A 20800-nucleotide genomic window follows, 5' to 3' on the forward strand; every position below is an offset into this window, starting at 1 on the left:
ACCCACTGCCTACTTTCTGGATCTGGTTTCAAATAATACACTATAAATGCTGCCCTCCGAAGTGTTGACTTTTTCCATTCTGCCTTTTCTGGTTCCGATCTCAAAAGATTGATCTACCAGTTGTTCTAAAGAAGAGAGTTTGGCAGGTTCCTCCCCTCTCCTGACATTGACAATACCCTCCATATCGATCTCTGTTTTTGAAGTAAATACTTTAAAGATTTCCATTCCATAAGGAGGTGCAATAACGATGAACGGTCTCTGGAATAATTTTGATTGGCCAGCTTCAATTCTTAGATCCTGTGGATATATCTTCAACTGCTTGTTGGGAAATACCGGGTTTATAATTCCATCGGGCTGTAGATCCAGCACATTGAAATAAACAGGGTGACTACTTTTATTTTTGATCCACAAGGCTATAGTATCTCCCTCATTAAAAACGTAAGTGCCATATTTAATCTTTTGATCAATCGCAGCAGTATTTGCTTTCCTTTGAAGTACCGGCACCAGCCTTACTTCTGTATTCGTGTTGGGATCATTGAATTCAAGCCCCTGCAGGAATTTATACTGTGCATAACGCCGGAGCGCTTCTATCAATGCTGTATTTCCAGGATCACTATGTTGAACCGTCTTATACAACTTTCCAGTCGTTGCAAATTTTATGGAATCTTCTTCTGAACCTTTTACAATAATGAGCTCTGGTTCTCCTTCCCACGTAATAATGGGCAGTTCTTTTAGATTCTCTTTAAGCGATTTGGTATCAGTAAAGGAAATGAATTGAACGCCTATAGGATCCATGATGTAAACGGTTTCTGTGACAAATACCCAGGCGGATCCTTCCTGTTCAATACCTGCTTTTTTATCAAGTTGTACAATAGACCTGTAAAAACCAGCCTTTGTAACATAGCCTGAAGCGAGTGCCGTTGCCTTTGTTGGATCAAGCGTTCCGGAAGGATAAACGGTAACTTTAGCACCAGAATCCAATCCTACCAATTTTCCTGATTTTAAGGTCAGTTCTGTTCCTTTGATCTTTTCAATTTCTACAAAGGGCTTCTGTTGAACAAATTTTCCACCGAACAATTTACGGTCAATGCCATTGCCTTCCAGCACGGGGTATTGACCCGGCCTTTTTGCTTGCACGATTGCCTGGACCTTTGAAAACAAAGACCGGTAGGTAATTCCTGCATCCAGGTTTTCAAAAGCCTTGCAGATGGCATAGGTTAATGCACCCATGCCCTGGTTGGCATCATCAGTTACCTCGAAACTGGCTTCACTGGCTCTTGCTGCAGAAAAAACCACGTACGTTCCCCATCCTTCTTGCTTGGTTCCCGTTGAGATATTTTCCATAAAGACACCAGATGCATCTTTGGCCGCAAATCGATGGGCATCAAAACCAACGGATACAAATGGGGGTTCATTGCCACGAACTTTAGCTAACCCACGAGTGCCGCTACCCGAATGGCATAGATCCATAAATACGACAATATCACCATTGCTGCCTACTTTGTCACGGAGCTTGTCAATCAAGACCCCAAACTGGTCATCCCTGAAATAAGCTGCCTGTTCCTTAGTAAAGTCCCGTGAAAGTTCTGGCTTTATGGCATGATAAGTAACGATGGTTTCATCCAATCCATCAGTTTCATCGCCATTATCATCTTCTACCTGCTCACCATGTGTGGAAAAATGAATAACAGCGATATCTCCAGCCTTCGCCTTTTGGATCAAAGCCATCAAAGCCCTGGTAATACCAGGTGGCGTCACTTCCGACTCAGTAATAGTTTGGATGTTATTAGCTAAGAACCCCTGTTTCTGAAGAGCTGTTGTTATGTAAAAAACATCGCGGTTGCTGGAGAGTGCTGACCAGCCTCCTGCTGCAGGATAGTTGCTAATGGCAAATAGTAAAGCATATTTTGTCTGGGCAGATACGCTCTGTATGCTCATTAGCACGATTAAAATCATGAATATTGCCCAATGGTTGTTTTTCATAACAGCAGTTTGAGCCAACTCCTCATTAATTTCCAACGCCACTTAAATCTCTAATCCTAATCCGCCTGATTCAAACTATGCCTTGTTAATTCACCCATTAATTTTACCCCTTGATCCCGGTAAATACCAGCCTGCTTTTCAACAGCAAGCTTTCTGAGATAATTCAAAGCCTTATCTGGTTCTCCGCTCTTGATATAAGCTAACGACAGGTACCATAAAGTCTTTCCTTTGCTGAATGCATCTGGACTTCCGGCCAGGGCCTTTTCTAATTCCTGTATGGCAGTTGAAGCCCGGTTAATAGCTAAATAACTCAGGCCTTTAAAATAATGCATGTAAAAAGCAGCAAGAGCTTTATTGGTGTCGTTCCCCCTTGTCACTACATCCATGTTCACTTGTTCAAAGGCAGAAATAGCATCTTCATAATCACCACTTTCATAATGTTGATATGCAGTTTGTAAAGGACCTGCTTTACGAACCGGCAAAGTATCTGGTTTAAAGTTGCTGGCAAACAAGGCATCCAGTTTTCCAGCTTTTGGTCTATTCTGATGTACTTCTTCCTTAAGATTTTTCCCCGGTTTTACCTGGATAGATTCTTGTTGATGCTCCGGCTTTTCCACTACCACCCCAGGTTTATTTTGTTGATCGTCTATAGAAGGACTTTTTGAAATGGAATCTGTAATAGAAACGTCTGCTGAAGTATCAGAACTGCTATGTTCTGACGCTATTTCCGGTTTATTTTGATCACCTTGTCTAAACCAAATGGTTCCCAATATAATAAGTCCAATGATGCTTGCTGCAACCGCTATGCTTTTCCATAGCCGGACTCTTTTAACCTTTCCAAACACTACGCCGAATGGAATAACTGGAGTTGGCCCTTTTACAGGATACATGGTTACATTTTCTCCAGTTTCCCGCTCATGCTCATCTGGGAAATACCGTGTGCTGAGTTCATCCAGTGAACTTTTCAGTTCCCCTTCCTGGCTGCTATGTTTTGCACGCTCAGACATTTCCTTCTCGATAGTTTGATAGAGCTTGAAAACGGCATACAACTCCTCGTTTGAGGCCATTTCCGCCTCAAATTGCATTCGCTCTTCATGGTTCATTTTCCCGTTAAGGTAATCGCCTATTTTTTCTAACCATGTTTCATTCATATATCACCATTTCAAGAAATCAAACTTTGGAGATTGCTTTACCAATTGCATCAATTTAGACATGCATTCTGATTTTTTCTTACGGGCATAACCATAGGTAACCTTGAGTATCTGGGCTACCTCATCCATTGACTTTCCACTCCAGCTTAAGCGCAACAGTTGCTGGCAACTTTCCCCCAATTCAGAAAGCTTTTCATGGAGCAATTCCATTCTTTCCTGTTTCAACTGGCATTCTTCTGCAAGCAGAAAACAGTTTTCGCCAATATGATATTCCTCCGGGTCCGAATTTGTTACCCCCCCTGCTTTCCTTTTATTCAACTCTTTCAACCATTTATTTTTACAAACCACATATAGGAAGGCGTCTAAAGGGCAGGATAAAGTAAAATTCTGCGTTTTGGCTTTATGAAAGATAGACATTAAGGCTTCCTGGAAAATATCTGCGGCATCAGAAGAACTGCCATTATTTTGTAACACCATCCATTTGATCTTGCCTGAAAACTTTTGATACAACTCCTCTAACAAGGTGAAATCATTGTTGACCAACGCATCAATATATTTCTGGTCAGGATGGGGCATTGATACAATATTGAAACAAAGATATTATTTAGAAATAATTTAATGGGTCATAGCCGTATATGGTAAGTATACGCTTTCGCTATCTCCGCTCCCACCATCGCATTATTCCTGATCAAAGCAATATTTGCCTGCAGGCTTTCACCTTTGGAATGATCTGCAATGTATTTCAACAGGAATGGAGTGACTTCCTTACCCTTAATACCCAATTCCTCCGCCACCTTCAACGCTTCCTGTATATAAATTTCCATCTCCTCAGAAGGTACTTCCTCATCTTTTGGTATGGGATTGGCAATCAATACAGATCCTTTCAATCCCAATGCCCACTTCGTATGCATCAATGCAGCAATTTCCATAGTGGTATCCACCCTTAATGGAGAGGAAAACCCACTCTTCCGGGAATAAAAACTGGGAAATTCATCCGCTCCAATGGTCACTACAGGAATGCCCTTGGTCTCCAGGTATTCTAACGTCAATCCTACATCTAAGATTGACTTTACACCTGCAGATATAACCGCAACCGACGTTTGTGCCATTTCTGTCAAATCCGCAGAAATATCCATCGTTGTCTGGGCTGCTCTATGTACACCTCCTATCCCGCCGGTAACAAAAACTTTGATGCCTGCCAAAGAAGCAATACGCATGGTAGCAGCTACTGTGGTAGCACCAACAAGCTTTTGACTGATCACATAAGGCATATCGCGCAGACTAACTTTCCAGACATTCTTTGCTTTGCCTAGGTACTCAATCTGTTCCGGGGCTAATCCTACATGGCATTTGCCATGCATGATAGCGATTGTCGCAGGTATTGCACCACATTCTTTTACAATCGATTCAATATCCAATGCTGTTTGTACGTTTTGAGGATAGGGCATACCATGAGCTATAATGGTAGACTCCAACGCAACAACTGGCTTGCGTTCAGCTAAAGCTTGCTGCACTTCAGGATGTATTGAAAGAAATGAATTCATCCTTTAAGATAAAACTTAAAACAAAATTGAAGCAGGTGATTCAACTTTTATCTGGTATTTTTAATTTAGATAATGGAAGCTTAAATTAACATATGAAAAAGGCTATCCTGTTTGGCTGGTCATTACTAGCCATTTTGTTTTGCACCGCACAACAAGTAAAAAGTTACCAATCCCTCGATCCAAAGCAACCCATTGTGTTCGGAGGGAAATACATTGTGTATAAAGGTGATACGGTTACGCTCGGCCCCAAAGCATTTTTCATTGACGGTCAATTAACCGACGCACAGGCAGCCGGCCAGCCTTTTGTGTATAATTCAGTAAACAAGGCATTGGATCAACTCTCAAATGGTACGGAAGCTGCGCCCATGGTGTTGTACATTGCACCTTACGTTTATTGGATCGACAATCCGGATGATCCTGAAGTTCGGGTTTCAGAAAACGGCGAACCGCCTTACGGTAAGATCGTTAAATGTGATTGGTTGAAGTTTTATGGTTTATCCAGCAATGCCGGAAATGTGGTGCTTGCCTGCAACCGGGGACAAACGATTGGTGCTAAAGGCAATTTTACTATGTTCAAATTCATAGGTCAGGGCACAAGTTCCGAAAACATCACCTTCGGCAACTATTGTAACATTGACCTGGTATACCCGCTCCTGCCACAATTAAACAGGCCAAAAAGGGCCTCAGCAATCGTGCAGGCCCAATTGATTCATTGCAATGGTGACAAGATCCTGGCGCGTAATACCAGGTTTGTCAGCAGGCTCAATTTATGCCCCTTTGTAGGCGGTAAACGTGTTCTCTTTGATCGTTGTCACTTTGAATCGACAGATGATGCTTTATGCGGTACAGGTGTTTACCTGGACTGCTCTTTGGATTTTTATGCTTCCAAACCATTTTATAGTACCTCTGGTACCGGCGCTGTCTTTTTAAACTGCGACATCACATCTCACACCGGTGACAATCAACAATTTTTTACGAAAGCTAATGGCCAGGTTGCTGTTATAGATTCTCGTTTAACGACGCCCTCAGGCACCTACCTCGGCTGGAGAGATGTGGTCCCTGCTGAAACCCGTAACTATCAATTCAATGTTACGCAAAATGGCAAGCCTGCATTGATCAGCAAAAAAAATCCGGCTGCAACAGTGGAAATGGCCGGCAAACCTGTTTTGGATGCATATCGTTTCGAATACAATGGAAAAGTTATTTACAATACATACAATTTGCTTCAGGGTAATGACGACTGGGATCCGATGAATATCAGGGAAACCGTTTTGGCTGCTGCTAAAGAAAGCGGCAAATCGTATATTATGCAACCGGTACAACTACTCATTGCCCCTACCAGGATTTCACTGGAAACAACAAAGAATGATGTAACACTCACAGCACAGGTAGTGCGGTATGGCAACTACATTTTTACCGGGGATACGATAAAGTGGTCTGTTGCTCCTGATCAGAGATCCTTGGTCCGGTTGAAAATAAGTGAGAACGGTTCAACTTGCACTGTAACACCTACCAATTTAAATGACGACACTAGGCAGGTAGTAATTACAGCAACCACCGCTTCTGGTTTGCAGGCAGCAAGTGTATTAACAGTAGCCCCTTCAAAAATGGAAGCTCCTAAATTTAGTCTGGCACCTTCAATAGGCTTGATGAATAATGGCAAACTCCACGCAAATTATAAGCTGGATATGAGGTTTAAAGACCAGTCAGAGGTCACCTGGTACCGCTGCACCGACGCCAACGGCAGCTTCCCTGTAGAAGTGGCTGTATCAAGATTTGACACCCCCCTGCTCGCTTATACACTCTCACCCGGTGATATAGGATATTACATAAAAGTTTCTGTAGCGCCTAAACACCTTCGTTGCGATGCTGGCAATCCGGTGAGTTTTATCATGCAAACACCCATAAGCGCAAAAGATGTAAAAGCTACCTCAAAAATTTTATATACAGACTTTAAAAACCTCTCTACTAAAAACCAACCAAGGGTAATACCCGGATTCTGGACATGGGAACACTTTGAACCTGCCGGTAATGACCCCAGGTTTACGGCCAATAAGGAGAGTGATGCCTGGTATTATGGACAAGGCAGTGAGGGCGCTGCAAATATGTTTGGATTATTGCAAGGCAGGAGCGCAGCGATGCGATATACACCGGTTGGCGATAACTACGGTGACATGAAATTAACAATGACCGTGGCCCCTTTTAAAACTGCCGGACAAGGCTTTTCAGTGGCGCCTCTATACATGGATGTTCTGGTCAAGTTCGATACAAGATCAATGACAGGTTATGCTCTACGCTTTATACGTACAACTAAATACCACGATGCGGTCGACTGCATCATGGTTAAATATGAAAATGGACAGGTAACCAATATGAGTGAGCCTGTCTCCACTACAGCTTTCAAAACATCTTGCAAGATCACGGTAGAAGTAAAAGGCAATAAAATCCTTGCTGAGGCAACTACTTCCGCTCCCAATAGTACCGAAGCTGACAGGCCAGGTGTTTTCCCTGCAATTCAGATGGAAACAACAATTGTCCCAAATACATATGGTGGGTTTGGCATTCAATACAATGGCGGATCTCCAACACTTGTGAAAGATTTGAAAGTAGAATGGAAATAATACGGCTATGGCATCTTGCTCATGAATGTACTGGCAACTTTCTGCCCTGTATCACGTATTTTATAAGCAGAAGCCATAATTTGAAATAATGAAGGCCAAATACTTGAATATTTTTTGTTGGTTGCTATTCTTGGGCATTACAGCTGATGCACAAGTGCCATCTGGGGCCAATTGGCACCTTGTAAAAGAAGGAAACGGCATTAAAGTGTATACGGCTCCATCCCCTTCGGGATTTAAGTATATCAAAGTAAATGCAGAGCTGAACGGTACGCTGAACAAGGTGATTGAAGTGTTCCGTGATATTGCAAGTCAAAAAGATTGGGTTTTTAAAACCCGGAAAGCCAATCTGATCAAAAAAATAGATGACAACAACTTTATATATTACAACGAAACCTCTCTACCCTGGCCTGCAAGCGACCGGGATATAGCTATTCATATGAATCTGGAAGAAGGCCCTTCAAATCATGACCTTACCATTACCCAGAAAGAAGCTCCGGATGCCACACCTGTTAAAAAAGGCATCGTGCGGGTTCCCCATTTATCAGGAACTTGGAAATTCCGCAACACTGACAAAGGGAAGTTACATGCAGAGTACTACCTGGATATTGATCCTGGCGGTTCTTTGCCAGCCTGGATTGTCAACATGTTTTCTGCTAAAGGCCCCTATGAGACTTTTGTAAATCTTCAAAAAATGATCCGGGAGTAGAAGCAACCACTTATTTTTATCCTGATCATGCAGAGCTCTAAAACTTTTACAAAAGCCTATTTTAAAAAGCTGCCTTTAAGATTGATACTGCTGTTGATCTTTTTTATAGGAGCAGTTTTCTTATTAGGGTTGATTATTCATGAAGTAATCTGGGAAAAAGAAGAAGCCGTTGATAACTACATTTTCAATTTTCTTGCTGGTAATGTGATAACCCCCGGTCTAACTAACTTTATGAAAGTAGTTACCTACTTTGCATCATCAACTTTTTTGCAATTAGCATACGGATGCCTGGTATTGTTATACTTATTTCGAATGGATTACAAAAGAGCAGCTGAGATTGCCGTCATTGGCGGTGGAGGCTTCCTGGTTAATCACTTTATGAAACTTTCTTTTCAACGTAACCGCCCGTTAAATCCATTGGATGCCCCCCTCAGTAATTTCAGCTTTCCAAGTGGACATGCAACATCGGGCTTCATCTTCTATGGATTAATGGTATACCTGATATGGAAAGCAAACCTTCCTAAAACTTTTAAATACATAGCAGGTTCGGCGCTCATCTTATTTGCTTTATTAATTGGCTTTAGCAGAGTTTATCTCAGGATGCATTATCCAACTGATGTGGCGGCTGGATTCTGTGTAGGCTTTGCCTGGCTCTCTTTAAGTGTTTGGTTAATGGGAAAAATCAAGAAAAAGACGGACCAGGAACTCCAGGGCCAATAGCCTTCCCAATATTCAGAAACAATTACCTTGCACGTTTGTTGTATATGGCAAACGAAAGAGGTAATTTGAACAATAGTAGAAAAAGCAAAGATGAAAGACCCAAAGTGAAACTTTCAAAAGAATCACTGCGCGAAGTATTGGGCCTTTATACCTACTTAAAACCATACAAGGGTAAATTTATTGCAAGCCTGGTATTTATTGCCCTGTCAACATTTTCAACAAGCCTGTTCCCGCTGTTCCTGGGCAAAATGATCGATGCGGTGTCCCCGGGCGCTTCCATACCCGGCATGGGAGCAGGCAATATAGGCAACCAGGTAGGCTTCAACCTGAAGGACATTCACTGGAGTTTGAATACGACCCTCCTGCTCATTTTCCTTCAATTGAGTATCCAAACCGTATTTTCCTTTATGAGAGTGTATTTGCTGACAGAAGTGGGTGAAAGATCGCTTGCAGATATGCGCCGGGACGTGTATCGAAAGCTCCTCAGCATGCCAATGAGTTTCTTTACAGAAAAAAGAGTGGGCGAATTAAGCAACCGCATCTCCTCCGACCTGTCACAAATCCAGGATGCACTCTCCTATACACTGGCAGAGATGCTGAGAGGCATATTTACATTGATCATTGGGCTGGCCTTTATCTTTTGGATCAGCACAAAGTTGGCGTTGGTCATGCTTTCAATCGTGCCTCTGATCGCTGTATTGGCTGTACTGTTTGGCAAACGTATCCGCATGATGTCACGAAGGGCACAGGATCAACTGGCCGAAAGTGGTACCATAGTACAGGAGACATTCAGCGGCATTGCTGTTGTCAAGGCCTTTACCAACGAATTGTATGAAATTGGCCGTTATGTAAAAAGCATTTATTCGGTAGTAGATACTGCTATTTCCAACGCACGCTACAGAGGGGCCTTTATTTCCTTTATGATATTTAGCGTATTTGGTGCTATTGCTTTTGTAATGTGGTTTGGCGCACGCATGATCCAATCTGGTCAGCTCACCATCGGCTCATTGACCATGTTCGTCATTTTCTCCATGTTTGTAGGTGGCACCTTTGCCGGCTTTGCCGATATTTTCAGTCAGTTACAAAAAACATTGGGAGCCACTCAAAGCATCCGCGAAATTCTTCGCAGTGAAGGAGAAGCCGTGGAACTCGCTAAAGAGGAAGTGGAACCCCGATTTGTACTGCAGGGTGCCGTACGTTTCGAAAACATTGCATTTTCATACCCGGGAAGAAAAGACGTGCCCGTTTTGAAAGATATCTCACTCAGTGCTGCCAACGGTGAACAGATTGCTTTAGTAGGCCCCAGCGGTGCAGGCAAAAGCACATTGGCAAACCTATTACTACGCTTTTATGAACCGGATAGCGGTACTCTGTATTTTGATGAACGCCCGGCCAAATCATTTCCCCTTTCTCAATTACGCCGGCAAATGGCCTTTGTGCCCCAGGATGTGATATTATTTGGAGGAACGATTAAAGAAAACATAGCCTATGGCAAACCTTCCGCTACTGAAGCAGAAATAATCGATGCCGCCAAAAAAGCCAACGCTCATGATTTTATCATGAAATTCCCTGAAAAATATGAGACCATTGTGGGCGAGCGGGGCATCAAACTAAGTGGTGGCCAACGCCAGAGGATTGCAATAGCACGTGCCATCCTGAAAGATCCGGCCATACTGATACTCGATGAAGCTACTTCATCGCTGGACAGTGAAAGCGAACAACTGGTACAGGAAGCATTGGAAAACCTCATGAAAGGCCGCACATCATTTGTCATTGCGCACAGGCTATCTACTGTGCGCAATGCCGATAAGATCGTAGTGATCGATAAAGGCATCGTCAGCGAAATGGGTACACACCAGCAACTAATGAGTCAAAACGGGCTTTACCGCAAACTCAATGAAATGCAGTTCGAATTTGAAAACATTACCCAATCACCCCAAAGAATAAACACCGATTAATCGAAATAAAATAATACTGGCCCACAACTACCTTCCTTAACAATCAGTCATCCTCATCCTTTTCCTGTACTGGCTTTATAAAAGCTGCACGACGTGGACCAGGAAATGGAACATGACTGCCTTTTATGGCGTGCCACAATACCAGGTTAAACTCGAGGTCAGGTACAGCATCTTCCTTGGAAAAATCAAAACCTTCTGACCTCCGCTGCCATTCATTCATTACGATATTCACATCCTGTAAGTTGATATTTGAAGGCACAGACTGAAATGGGGCAAAATCGGGTTGGGACGTAAAAGAATTCCAAAGTGGTGTGGCAGCAGCATCGTACTGCGTCATAGGCGGAATACCCAATATCAATTCAATGGTCCTTAACATAGATGCAGATGAATACATCGTATGGTCAACAAACTTTCTTTTCACATAAGGACCTGCTAAATAAGCAGTACTTCGATGTGCATCCACATGGTCAGCGCCATTCTGTGCATCATCTTCTACAATCAATACCACACTTTCATTCCAGATAGGACTCTTGCTTAGATGTTCAATGAACAAACCAACTGCCAGGTCGTTATCAGCAACATGTGCAAATGGTGTGGGACGTCCTCTCCGCATGCCTTCAGTATGGTCGTTGAGGAATCGTATAGTGTTGAATTGTGGCACACGGTTAATGGCAACTAGAGAATCGAAATCCCTGCGCCACTGGCGAAAGCGGGCCGTATCCTTTTCTTGCATTTCATCCCAGCTATTAAATGTGGGACAATAATTATTTTGCAATACAGGGATCGTTGGTTTATAGCCCATCATAAATTCACCATAGGTTCTGAAACTTACACCAGATCTTTTGCAGGCATCCCAAATGAAGCCATTTTTATTGTTGGCAATTTTACGTCTCCCTTCTCCGTCATAATCTCCCCCACGGCCACCGTAAGAAGTTGGCCACGTTTTCTCAAGGTAATCAGTTGCATAAGCACCTAAACTCCAGTTATGCCCGTCCGCGCTCACTTCGGCATCAACATAAAAATTATCAAGTAATACAAATTCGTCAACAAGCTTATGTTGATTAGGTGTAATGTGCTTGCCAAACAACAGCAGGCTGGTATCTCCATTCCCTTGCGGAACATCTGCCAATACCTGGTCATAAGTCCTGTTTTCCTTGATGATATAAAAGACATATTTGATGGGACTTTTATCTCCCACCTTCATCGGGATGGGATTGTCCTGCTGGCCTTTGGCCTTCATTTCAGTTTCTTTTGTATAGGGCGTATTCCTGTATACTTCCCGCGAATAAAAGCTTAACTGCTGTTGTGAAGGTTCATCAATGATGCTCATGGTTCCTTTAAACAATCCACCAATATATTGAACGGACGGTGGCTTATTATTATCGGCTGTTCTATATTTTACTTCTTGTATTTTGCCAACCGGGTTTGGACCATACGGATTGGGTAATGAAGAGAACCCTTTTCCATTCGCAACAAATATTTTTCTACCGATCACTTTTACATTGGTTGGATACCAGCCTGTAGGAATATAGCCCAGTGATACACTGCTGCCGGGTTTTGTTACATCGAACACTGCCAGGCAATTGTTATCGGCATTGGCAATGTATAAACGCTTCCCATCTGCACTCAAGGCCAACCCATTTGTAGTTGAACCAACCGGAGCATCAGGGTATAATGCAGCATTGAGCACTTCAACAACACTCCGCTCCTTCCGGTTAATGATGGAAACAGAATTGTCATTGGCATTGGCCACAAACAGGTAATTTCCATTCTTTGAAAGAATGATATCGTTTGGATGGCTGCCTACTTTTACTGTGGCAGTTATTTCTTCTGTTGCAGTGTTCAGCACCAGGAGCTGGTCACAGCCCCAACAGGTAATGTAAAGCTCTTTTTGATCATTTGATAAAATACAGGAAAATGCTTCTGCTTCCAGTTTTATCTGCTTTTTGATTGACTTTGAAGGAAGATCAATAATATAGAGAGAATTATCTTCCTTGGTTACTACGTACATCGTTTGTGAAGCAGTGTTAATTTCAATACCGGCCGGAGAGATTTTATTAGGCCATTTCTTTCCCAAAACGAAACTGTCCGTAAGTATTAATTTTTTATTGATAATACTGTATTGCCAGATGATATTATCATTTCCTCCGGAAGCATATAGTTGTTTTCCATCGGCACTGAATTGTAAGCCATACCAGCTTCTAGAGATCACAACGCTGTCTAGCTGTTTTTCTGTTGCCGGATCAATAAGCTGAATGCTTTGTACACTCTGACCATTGTTCGTAACAGCCAGTAATTTGCCTTGACGGCTTACGGCCATATTCAACGGCAGATCCCCCAGTGGTAAAGACCTGCCAACATGGGAAATAGCCCAGCCGTTAGGTAATTCACTTCTTTTTAAATCAATATTTTGGCTGGTTTGTGCAGTTAATGATAAAGATATTGTAAGGAATAATAGAATAAATAATGGTTGAATGCTCATAAATACTGATTAAAAAACAAAGCTTAAAATTTATTTCGTATTTGCGGCGATTGTTTCAGCTAATTTACTGGATTTGAAACAGCTTGCTTTCTGATGGCCGGTGTGCTTCGTCCATCAGGGCTTCCAGTTCTTTTACTTGATCAGGATGGGAATTGGCTATATTATTTTGCTCACCCGGATCCTCAGAGAGATCGTACAATTCTGTACGTACTGGCTGTGCATTTTTGTAGAAGCGTATGGCTTTCCAGTTGCCTTTGCGGACTGCCTGTTTAAATCCCCCTTCATAAAACTCCCAATAGAGGTAGTTATTCTTCAATGTTTGTGGTTTATTGAGCAGCGTAGGCAGAAATGAATGGCCATCGGTCTGTGTAAGGCTTAGCCCTGTGATGTCAGCAAAAGTGGGCAGCACATCCCAAAAAGCACCAGTAAACACAGACGTACTATTCATTGCTACATGTTGAGGCCATTTAACAATAAAGGGAATGCGAATACCACCTTCGTAAAGGTCTCGTTTGATACCTTTCAAATTGCCACTGCTGTGGAATAACCCTGTGGCATCAGGCATTTTTCGTCCGCCTTCGATGTGCGTTCCGTTGTCGCTGGCAAATATCACGATGGTATTCTGCTCTAAACCGCTTTTTTTCAACTGTTGCAAAATGCTGCCAATATAATCGTCCATACTGGTAACCATTGCTGCGTATGCTGCTCTGGGTTGTGGCTGCGGACCATAATGCAAGCCTGGCGGCTGCGGCATTTCCGGCTCAAAGACACTCCTGGTCTTCTGCTGGTACATTTGCAGGTATCTCTGCGGCACTTTCAATTCTGCATGCGGAAGCGTATAGGCAACGTATAAAAAGAACGGGTGTTCCTTGTTCTGGCGGATAAAATCAATGGCTGAAGATGTAAACAATTCATTAAGGTAAGTGCCTGCCGGAACCCTTACTTTTTGACTGACCCCGTTAACCATCTTCCAAATAGAATCGCTCTGCTGGAAATGGCCTTCCTCATGATGCAGATGGCCCACGAAAAAATCCCACCCTTTCTTTTCAGGCGCACCTGTAGTGTTTTTTAAGCCAAGTCCCCACTTCCCTACCATGCCATTGACATACCCTTTTTGTTTTAAAAGTTGCGGTATAATGGAATCCTCAGCCCGTAACGGCAGTTCACCGTTCCCCCTGATGTAAGTATGACCAGTATGCTGACCTGTCATTAAACTGGCACGGGAAGGCGCGCACACAGTACTGCCGGCATAAAAGTTAGTAAACCGCATGCCTTCATTGGCCAGTTGGTCTATATGAGGCGTTTTGATCAATTGCTGACCATAACAACCCACATCTCCATAGCCTAAATCATCGGCTAGGAAAAAAATGATGTTGGGCAACGTACTGGTTTTCTTTTGGGCATAAACCGGTATTGAACAGAGGAGGGCAATTCCAATAATAAAAACAAGAAAACTTTTCATTACTAAGTACCTCGATACGGCTTTACGAAATGAATGATTTCATAAACATAAAAACTTGCCCTTATTATATGTTGTGCATACGTTTGCCCAAATTAAAAAAAGCCAGCCAAGGTCACACTCTGGAAAATCAATACAGCCTTTTCATTATATATTACTGGTTCAATAATAAACTAAATCCGTCTCAATGATTGCTGCATTAAAAGCATTGCAGGCCAGTTCAGCCTCCGCTTCACTCAAAAAGCCCCGGACTATTAATTGGTCATCATCAAAATAAGTATCTAAAATTCCGGTAACCATTTGAAAAAAAGCCAGATCTCTTGCACTCTGAAATTTTAGTGTTAGCATCACGTTTCGTTTGGTGTTCAGAAGTTGAAAACAAAATATATACCTAAACAGCAGAGTAAAATACTTTTTACAGTAAAATACGGGATAACCATTATTCCTCATTAACTTCAGGGAAACATTGCCAAATGATCCCGGAATTTCCCGTTGAATTTCAATTGAGCAACGGTACACATGTTTTAGTTAGAAAAACCAACGCTATGTTTGAATTTCATCTCACCAGGCGGAATGGGATGAAACACAATTTCAACTGGACAGATGCAGAAGGTATAACCGATGCTGAAACAGCCACAGCCCTGCCAAGGGAGTCATTCGCTCACGAAGAGTCAGAAGCCATTACCATCTTGCAGGAGATGCGCCAATAACAGGCATCCTAATATTCAACCATCCCACTTTCGCCCTCCATTTCCATGCTCACAATCTTTACTGGCCCTCCAACAAAATCAGGATAAACCCTGATCCCTTCCTCGATAATTTCTCGTGCCTTCTCTTTTGCATGCAAAGACATTTCCTCATCTGAAGGATGTCGCCCGCTTAAAAAAGACGTACTCCCGATTGCCCTCCAAAAACATTGCGCCTTTTCCTTCATCGTAGACGTATCCGCCTTCCAGGTATTCATAACAATCTTCATTGTTGATTCATCTATGATTCTATAGTCCAGTAAGTAAAGGGTGGGTATTTTTCCTACCCGTTTAATAATAACGATTTCTCCTCCGGAAGCACTGTATTTCTGGTATTGTCCAAAAACCTCGGGACTTCTCGCTTTCAGACCTGAAAAAAAATCCTTTAATGCATAAGGTAATTGAGCAAGTATCTCTTGAATCACCTGCTCCAAATCGGAATATTGTTGTAGAATACGATTGAGGATCGCATGTACGCTGAAGCTCCCGTCCCCTGACGAATCCAGTCCTGCAATAGCATAGAAATAATCATGAACCCGGTAAATCTTATCCATGGTTTCATTCTTCACAACACCCTCCGAACCAAGACTGGTCTTCTTACTATCAGCCGCCAAAACAATGTTATGGTCAGTAACCACAAGAACTAATATGGTAGCAAGCAAAGCTTCCAATGCCAACAGTTATTTTATTGAATATATGCATCATCTATCACCGCACACCACCATCATATACCTATCATCCATCATCTCCCCTTATTCCCCTACTCATTACTCATCCCATTCCCCATTCGTCATTCGAATCATTCCTCATACAACTCCAAAGGCAGTCCATCCGGATCCCTAAAGAAAGTAAAACGCTTCCCAGTATACTCATCTATCCGGATAGCTTCCACATCTACGCCCTTACCTTTAAGATAATCGACCCCTTTTTCTATATCACTGACCCTGAATGCAAGGTGCCTGAGTCCTGCAGCTTCAGGCTGTGAGGGCCTTGGCCGGGGATTAGGAAATGAAAAAAGTTCAATTACATAAGTACCATCCAAACAAAGATCTAATTTATACGACTGACGCTCAGCTCTAAACACTTCCTGCTTGATGGTAAAACCTAAAACATCTGTATAAAATACTTTTGACCGCTCATAATCCGAGCTGATGATGGCTATATGATGAATACCTTTTAAAAATTGCATACCACCAAATTAGTAAACTCCTCCGGATTCAATATGGCGTTTTCACAAAACACCAAAATCACCCTCTCCACCATAATTACAGGAGTACAATATTATTACTGCTTAACTTCATACTCTAAAGGACAAAAGGATGGAATTAGGCATCTACACATTTGCTGATATTGCCCCGGACCCGGTAACCGGAAAAACCATCTCTCCCCACCAACGCATCCGTAACCTCATGGAGGAAATCGAACTTGCAGACCAGCTGAATCTGGATGTATTTGCTGTGGGCGAACACCACCGACCTGATTATGCAGTATCAGCCCCTGCAGTTATTTTGGGAGCCGCTGCAGAAAGAACAAACAACATCAAACTTTCAAGTGCGGTTACAGTTCTGAGTTCTGATGATCCTGTTCGTGTTTTCCAGTCGTTTGCTACAGTAGACCTCCTCTCAAGAGGCCGCGCAGAAATAATGGCTGGCAGAGGTTCCTTTATAGAATCATTTCCCTTGTTCGGCTATAACCTCAACGACTATGATGAGCTGTTTACTGAAAAATTAAAGATGCTCATAAAGCTCAATGCAAATGAAAAGATCACATGGGCTGGAAAACATACCCAGTCTATAAGCGATATGGGTGTTTATCCCCGCCCTTACCAGGAACAATTGCCCATATGGGTAGCAGTTGGCGGCACTCCGGAATCGGTTGTGCGGGCAGCAGAGTATGGACTGCCCATGGCACTGGCGATCATTGGTGGCATGCCTGCCCGCTTTGTACCTTATGCACAATTATACCGCCAGATGTATCAAAAAGCTGGTCATGATTTGAATAAACTGCAACTCGGCATTAACTCACATACTTATATAGCCGATAATTCACAGCAGGCTGAAGAAGAGTTTTATCCCTCCTATGCAGATGTAATCAACCGCATTGGAAAAGAAAGAGGCTGGCCTTCAACCAATAAACAACAATTCCATAAATCTATAAATCAGCAGGGATCCTTGATAGTTGGAAGCCCTCAACAGGTAATTGATAAAATATTATTTGAACATGAATTGTTTGGCCATACCCGGTTCCTGGCCCAAATGAGTATGGGAGCAATGCCGCACGATAAGATCATGCATGCTATTGAATTGCTGGGAACCAAAGTAGCCCCTGTGGTAAAAAAAGCTACGGAAATAAATCAACAACCTAACGCCCTTAAAAGATAAGAACCATGGAACAATCAAAAGAGCTCAATCAAAAAGCCAACTTGCTCCGCAAGTGGTCACTTATTGCTACAACAGAAGCAGGATCAGGTCATCCAACGTCATGTATGTCTGCGGCAGACTTTACTGCTGTGCTATTCGACAAGTACTTTACCTACGACCTTTCTAATCCTTTGAATTTGTATAATGACAGGTTTGTTCTTTCGAAAGGCCATGCAGCGCCTCTGCTGTATGCTTTGTTTGCCTTGTCTGGCGCTTACCCGCTGGAAGAATTGAAAACATTACGCAAGTTTGGCAGTAAACTGGAAGGGCATCCTGTTCCTAACTTTAAGTACACAGAAGCAGCTACCGGCTCGCTTGGACAAGGATTATCTGTAGGCGCAGGACTGGCACTGATTTCGAAACGCGAGGGCCTTCCAAATAAAACTTATGTGATCACGGGTGATGGTGAATTGGCAGAAGGACAGATATGGGAAGCAGCCAACTTTGCGGCTCATGAAAAGCTGGATAATCTGATTGCTATATTGGATATCAATCGATTAGCTCAAAGTCAGGAGACCATGTTTGGGCACAATATAGAAAAGTATATCAACCGGTTCAGGGCTTTCGACTTTGAAGTAATACCCATTGATGGGCACAACTTCGAAGAGATTGATACAGCACTTGCCCAGGCAACAAAAAACACCTCAGGAAAACCAGTTGCGATCATTGCAAAAACCTTTAAGGGTAAAGGTGTTTCATTCCTGGAAAACAAGGATAACTGGCATGGTAAAGCATTGAATAAAGAAGAATTGCAAAAAGCCCTGGCGGAATTAGGAGAACTTGATGATAACCTGAGGTTTGACTTAAGAAAACCTGAACGCTCAATATTCCCGGCAGACCACACCCCCACTCAAAATACAGATCTTTCTTTTGATGCAGGAAAAGAGTATGCAACAAGAGAAGTATTTGGCGAGGTACTGGTGAAACTGGGTGAGAAAAACAAGGATATTTATGCGCTTGACGGCGATGTCATGAATTCTACTTTCACAGAACCATTTAAAAAGGCGTATCCCGAACGTTTTGTTGAATCTTATATAGCTGAACAAAACATGGTGTCTGTAGCTGCAGGCTTGTCGCGGTTAGGGAAAGTGCCTTTTGTGGCTACCTTTGCAGCCTTCCTGACAAGAGCTGCTGACCAAATCAGGATGGCGAGAGTTTCGGAAGCAAATATTAAATTCATAGGCTCCCATGTAGGCGTTTCCATCGGAGAAGATGGTCCCTCACAAATGGGCCTGGAAGACGTTGCTTTATTTAGCGCCTTGCCAGACTCAATCGTGCTGCAACCGGCAGACGCAGTATCTACAGCTAAGTTAATTCCACTGATCGTTACCCATAAAGGTTTTGCATACATGCGTACGCTGCGGCCTAAAACCCCATTGTTCTATAAAAACGAGGAAGAGTTCACCATAGGTGGTTCTAAAATATTAAGACAGTCAGGTAATGATCAGTTAACTGTTGTGGCCACAGGTATAACAGTTGTTGAAGCGCTGAAAGCTGCAGATGAATTACAAAAGGAAAACATCAGCATCCGTGTGGTAGACTGTTACTCTATAAAACCTATAGATGTAACTACGCTGAAAAAATGTTTGCAGGAAACAAGTAAAAAAATCTTGGTAACAGTCGAAGACCATTTTGAACACGGCGGTATGGGAGATTTCGCAGCAGCAGCTATTGAAGGAGAAGATGGAATGGTAATCAAAATGGCAGTCAGCAAAATCTCACAATCCGGTACCAAAGACCAGTTAATGGACGACGCCGGTATCAATGCCGCCCACATCATTTCCAAAGTAAAACAAGCGCTCACCTGATAACCGCACATAAAAAGAGTGATCAGTTTTGAGTATCCCTACTTACCACTGATCACTCATCTCTCTCTTCAACCATCTATCACCACAAATTTCTTTGTTCTCAATTTCTTTGCTCCCAATCCCCTCTTTCTAATACCATCTATCATCTACCACCCCATTCGTCATTCCCTCCATTCCCTACTTCCTTTGGCCACAAATGCAATGCCGAAGATGTAACAATTGAATAAAACACACAACACCTTACAAGGTTACATAAACAACATCACCTGGCTGGTAAGCCTGTCTCGAATTCACCAGAATAGAATTATCTCCGATTCTTATGGCCATTTCATAATGGCTACCCATAAAATTCACTCTATTCACTTTTCCTTCTACACCTTTACTATCATCAGGAACAATAACAAATCGCTCAGGCCTTAAAAAACCGTAAAAATCATTCATGCTCACATCCGAGTAATCAGATAAGGAAAGAGCTAGGTCAAGAGATACTACGTTGTACCTGCCAAATAAAGCAGCTACATATTCATCGACAGGTTCGTGATAAACAGTAATCGGGCAGCCTTGCTGAATGATACGCCCCTCATGTAATACAATAACTTCATCTGCCCACGGCAACATATCATGAGGATCATGCGATACCAGTATACAACTGATGTTCAGCTTTTCACCAATATCATTGACTACATTTTTAAGAATACTGGTATGAATAGCATCAAGGTTGGAATATGGTTCATCAAGAACCAAAAGTTTTGGAGAAGTGACCAGCAATCGGGCCAATGAGATCCTCTGTCTTTCCCCGCCCGACAATTGGTGGGTCCAACGTTTCAATAGATGATCAATTCTGCAAACTTCGTAGATTTTATTAGCTTCCTCTTCACCAAGAAGGTTGGCCATTTGCAGGATTTCCTCTACACGATAATGATTTCTTAATTCAAAATGCTGCGATAAATAAGCAATACGATGGTGCCCCGGGATCAGTTTTTCAAAAGGACCTGTAACCCTGGTCCCTTCGAACAAAACCTCACCCGCATCTGGCTGTTCCAGCCCTGCAATGATCTTCAACAGCGTGGTTTTACCAGAACCTGTAGCTCCGGCAATAGCAATTTTCTGAAATTCTTTTTGTTTGAAACTGATGTTTTCGAGCAGGAATGCATCATCTATTTGCCTGCTGATCTGGGACACCTCTAAAAAACTCATGAGCT

At 42.6% G+C, this 20800-nt stretch carries 17 protein-coding genes; 7 read left to right on the top strand and 10 right to left on the bottom strand.

The features are described from left to right. Positions 1-9 precede the first annotated feature (9 nt). Genes OCK74_RS22780 through OCK74_RS22795 form a run of 4 tightly spaced genes read right to left on the bottom strand, consistent with a single transcriptional unit; the run spans position 10 to position 4678 of the window. On the bottom strand, positions 10-1983 hold the full coding sequence (locus OCK74_RS22780; protein WP_279299403.1) for a caspase family protein: 1974 nt from the start codon (positions 1981-1983) through the stop codon (positions 10-12). Positions 1984-2039: 56 nt separating this feature from the next. Beyond that, complete coding sequence (locus tag OCK74_RS22785) at positions 2040-3134, bottom strand: tetratricopeptide repeat protein (protein WP_279299404.1); 1095 nt, start codon at positions 3132-3134, stop codon at positions 2040-2042. 3 nt (positions 3135-3137) lie between these two features. Further along, positions 3138-3710, bottom strand: a complete 573-nt coding sequence (locus OCK74_RS22790; protein ID WP_279299405.1) for an RNA polymerase sigma factor — start codon at positions 3708-3710, stop codon at positions 3138-3140. Between the two features lie 47 nt (positions 3711-3757). Then, complete coding sequence (locus tag OCK74_RS22795) at positions 3758-4678, bottom strand: pseudouridine-5'-phosphate glycosidase (RefSeq protein ID WP_279299406.1); 921 nt, start codon at positions 4676-4678, stop codon at positions 3758-3760. A 92-nt stretch (positions 4679-4770) separates the two neighbouring features. Between OCK74_RS22795 and OCK74_RS22800 the strand changes: the two genes are divergently transcribed. From OCK74_RS22800 to OCK74_RS22815, 4 genes are all read left to right on the top strand, one after another. Further along, entirely contained in the window at positions 4771-7299 is a 2529-nt protein-coding gene (locus OCK74_RS22800; RefSeq protein ID WP_279299407.1) for a hypothetical protein, read from the top strand. A gap of 88 nt (positions 7300-7387) precedes the next feature. After that, positions 7388-8005, top strand: coding sequence for an START domain-containing protein (locus tag OCK74_RS22805; protein WP_279299408.1), 618 nt, complete (start codon positions 7388-7390; stop codon positions 8003-8005). 27 nt (positions 8006-8032) lie between these two features. Beyond that, complete coding sequence (locus tag OCK74_RS22810) at positions 8033-8725, top strand: phosphatase PAP2 family protein (RefSeq protein ID WP_279299409.1); 693 nt, start codon at positions 8033-8035, stop codon at positions 8723-8725. Positions 8726-8769: 44 nt separating this feature from the next. After that, complete coding sequence (locus OCK74_RS22815) at positions 8770-10683, top strand: ABC transporter ATP-binding protein (protein WP_279299410.1); 1914 nt, start codon at positions 8770-8772, stop codon at positions 10681-10683. A 43-nt stretch (positions 10684-10726) separates the two neighbouring features. On the opposite strand, the gene OCK74_RS22820 is transcribed toward OCK74_RS22815, so the two are convergent. The 3 genes from OCK74_RS22820 to OCK74_RS22830 all read right to left on the bottom strand — a co-directional run bounded on the left by OCK74_RS22820 (position 10727) and on the right by OCK74_RS22830 (position 14972). Beyond that, positions 10727-13165: a beta-propeller fold lactonase family protein gene (locus OCK74_RS22820; RefSeq protein WP_279299411.1), complete on the bottom strand. Its 2439-nt coding sequence runs from the start codon at positions 13163-13165 to the stop codon at positions 10727-10729. A 64-nt stretch (positions 13166-13229) separates the two neighbouring features. After that, positions 13230-14627, bottom strand: a complete 1398-nt coding sequence (locus OCK74_RS22825) for an arylsulfatase (protein ID WP_279299412.1) — start codon at positions 14625-14627, stop codon at positions 13230-13232. Between the two features lie 159 nt (positions 14628-14786). Next, positions 14787-14972 (bottom strand): hypothetical protein, encoded by a 186-nt coding sequence (locus tag OCK74_RS22830; RefSeq protein ID WP_279299413.1) that lies wholly within the window; start codon positions 14970-14972, stop codon positions 14787-14789. Between the two features lie 125 nt (positions 14973-15097). Between OCK74_RS22830 and OCK74_RS22835 the strand changes: the two genes are divergently transcribed. Beyond that, on the top strand, positions 15098-15334 hold the full coding sequence (locus OCK74_RS22835; protein WP_279299414.1) for a hypothetical protein: 237 nt from the start codon (positions 15098-15100) through the stop codon (positions 15332-15334). Between the two features lie 8 nt (positions 15335-15342). Here OCK74_RS22835 and OCK74_RS22840 read toward each other — a convergent pair whose 3' ends face one another. After that, positions 15343-16041 (bottom strand): Ntn hydrolase family protein, encoded by a 699-nt coding sequence (locus tag OCK74_RS22840; RefSeq protein WP_279299415.1) that lies wholly within the window; start codon positions 16039-16041, stop codon positions 15343-15345. A gap of 128 nt (positions 16042-16169) precedes the next feature. After that, the gene (gene gloA2, locus OCK74_RS22845; RefSeq protein WP_279299416.1) at positions 16170-16559 is read right to left on the bottom strand and encodes an SMU1112c/YaeR family gloxylase I-like metalloprotein; all 390 of its coding nucleotides are present in this window, start codon (positions 16557-16559) and stop codon (positions 16170-16172) included. Positions 16560-16689: 130 nt separating this feature from the next. Between gloA2 and OCK74_RS22850 the strand changes: the two genes are divergently transcribed. Together OCK74_RS22850 and OCK74_RS22855 are read left to right on the top strand one after the other, a co-directional pair. After that, positions 16690-17751, top strand: a complete 1062-nt coding sequence (locus tag OCK74_RS22850) for an LLM class flavin-dependent oxidoreductase (RefSeq protein WP_279299417.1) — start codon at positions 16690-16692, stop codon at positions 17749-17751. A gap of 5 nt (positions 17752-17756) precedes the next feature. Beyond that, positions 17757-19598: a transketolase gene (locus tag OCK74_RS22855; protein ID WP_279299418.1), complete on the top strand. Its 1842-nt coding sequence runs from the start codon at positions 17757-17759 to the stop codon at positions 19596-19598. Positions 19599-19838: 240 nt separating this feature from the next. On the opposite strand, the gene OCK74_RS22860 is transcribed toward OCK74_RS22855, so the two are convergent. After that, entirely contained in the window at positions 19839-20795 is a 957-nt protein-coding gene (locus tag OCK74_RS22860) for an ABC transporter ATP-binding protein (protein WP_279299419.1), read from the bottom strand. Between the last annotated feature and the right edge of the window lie 5 nt (positions 20796-20800).

The sequence above is a fragment of the Paraflavisolibacter caeni genome, from assembly GCF_025628885.1.
Lineage (GTDB): Bacteria > Bacteroidota > Bacteroidia > Chitinophagales > Chitinophagaceae > Flavisolibacter > Flavisolibacter caeni.

Excerpts from the sequence above, each read along its gene's own strand:
- OCK74_RS22780 (WP_279299403.1), bottom strand. The coding sequence starts at position 1,983 with ATGAAAAACAACCATTGGGCAATATTCATGATTTTAATCGTGCTAATG.
- OCK74_RS22785 (WP_279299404.1), bottom strand. The coding sequence starts at position 3,134 with ATGAATGAAACATGGTTAGAAAAAATAGGCGATTACCTTAACGGGAAA.
- OCK74_RS22790 (WP_279299405.1), bottom strand. The coding sequence starts at position 3,710 with ATGCCCCATCCTGACCAGAAATATATTGATGCGTTGGTCAACAATGAT.
- OCK74_RS22795 (WP_279299406.1), bottom strand. The coding sequence starts at position 4,678 with ATGAATTCATTTCTTTCAATACATCCTGAAGTGCAGCAAGCTTTAGCT.
- OCK74_RS22800 (WP_279299407.1), top strand. The coding sequence starts at position 4,771 with ATGAAAAAGGCTATCCTGTTTGGCTGGTCATTACTAGCCATTTTGTTT.
- OCK74_RS22805 (WP_279299408.1), top strand. The coding sequence starts at position 7,388 with ATGAAGGCCAAATACTTGAATATTTTTTGTTGGTTGCTATTCTTGGGC.
- OCK74_RS22810 (WP_279299409.1), top strand. The coding sequence starts at position 8,033 with ATGCAGAGCTCTAAAACTTTTACAAAAGCCTATTTTAAAAAGCTGCCT.
- OCK74_RS22815 (WP_279299410.1), top strand. The coding sequence starts at position 8,770 with ATGGCAAACGAAAGAGGTAATTTGAACAATAGTAGAAAAAGCAAAGAT.
- OCK74_RS22820 (WP_279299411.1), bottom strand. The coding sequence starts at position 13,165 with ATGAGCATTCAACCATTATTTATTCTATTATTCCTTACAATATCTTTA.
- OCK74_RS22825 (WP_279299412.1), bottom strand. The coding sequence starts at position 14,627 with ATGAAAAGTTTTCTTGTTTTTATTATTGGAATTGCCCTCCTCTGTTCA.
- OCK74_RS22830 (WP_279299413.1), bottom strand. The coding sequence starts at position 14,972 with ATGCTAACACTAAAATTTCAGAGTGCAAGAGATCTGGCTTTTTTTCAA.
- OCK74_RS22835 (WP_279299414.1), top strand. The coding sequence starts at position 15,098 with ATGATCCCGGAATTTCCCGTTGAATTTCAATTGAGCAACGGTACACAT.
- gloA2 (WP_279299416.1), bottom strand. The coding sequence starts at position 16,559 with ATGCAATTTTTAAAAGGTATTCATCATATAGCCATCATCAGCTCGGAT.
- OCK74_RS22850 (WP_279299417.1), top strand. The coding sequence starts at position 16,690 with ATGGAATTAGGCATCTACACATTTGCTGATATTGCCCCGGACCCGGTA.
- OCK74_RS22855 (WP_279299418.1), top strand. The coding sequence starts at position 17,757 with ATGGAACAATCAAAAGAGCTCAATCAAAAAGCCAACTTGCTCCGCAAG.
- OCK74_RS22860 (WP_279299419.1), bottom strand. The coding sequence starts at position 20,795 with ATGAGTTTTTTAGAGGTGTCCCAGATCAGCAGGCAAATAGATGATGCA.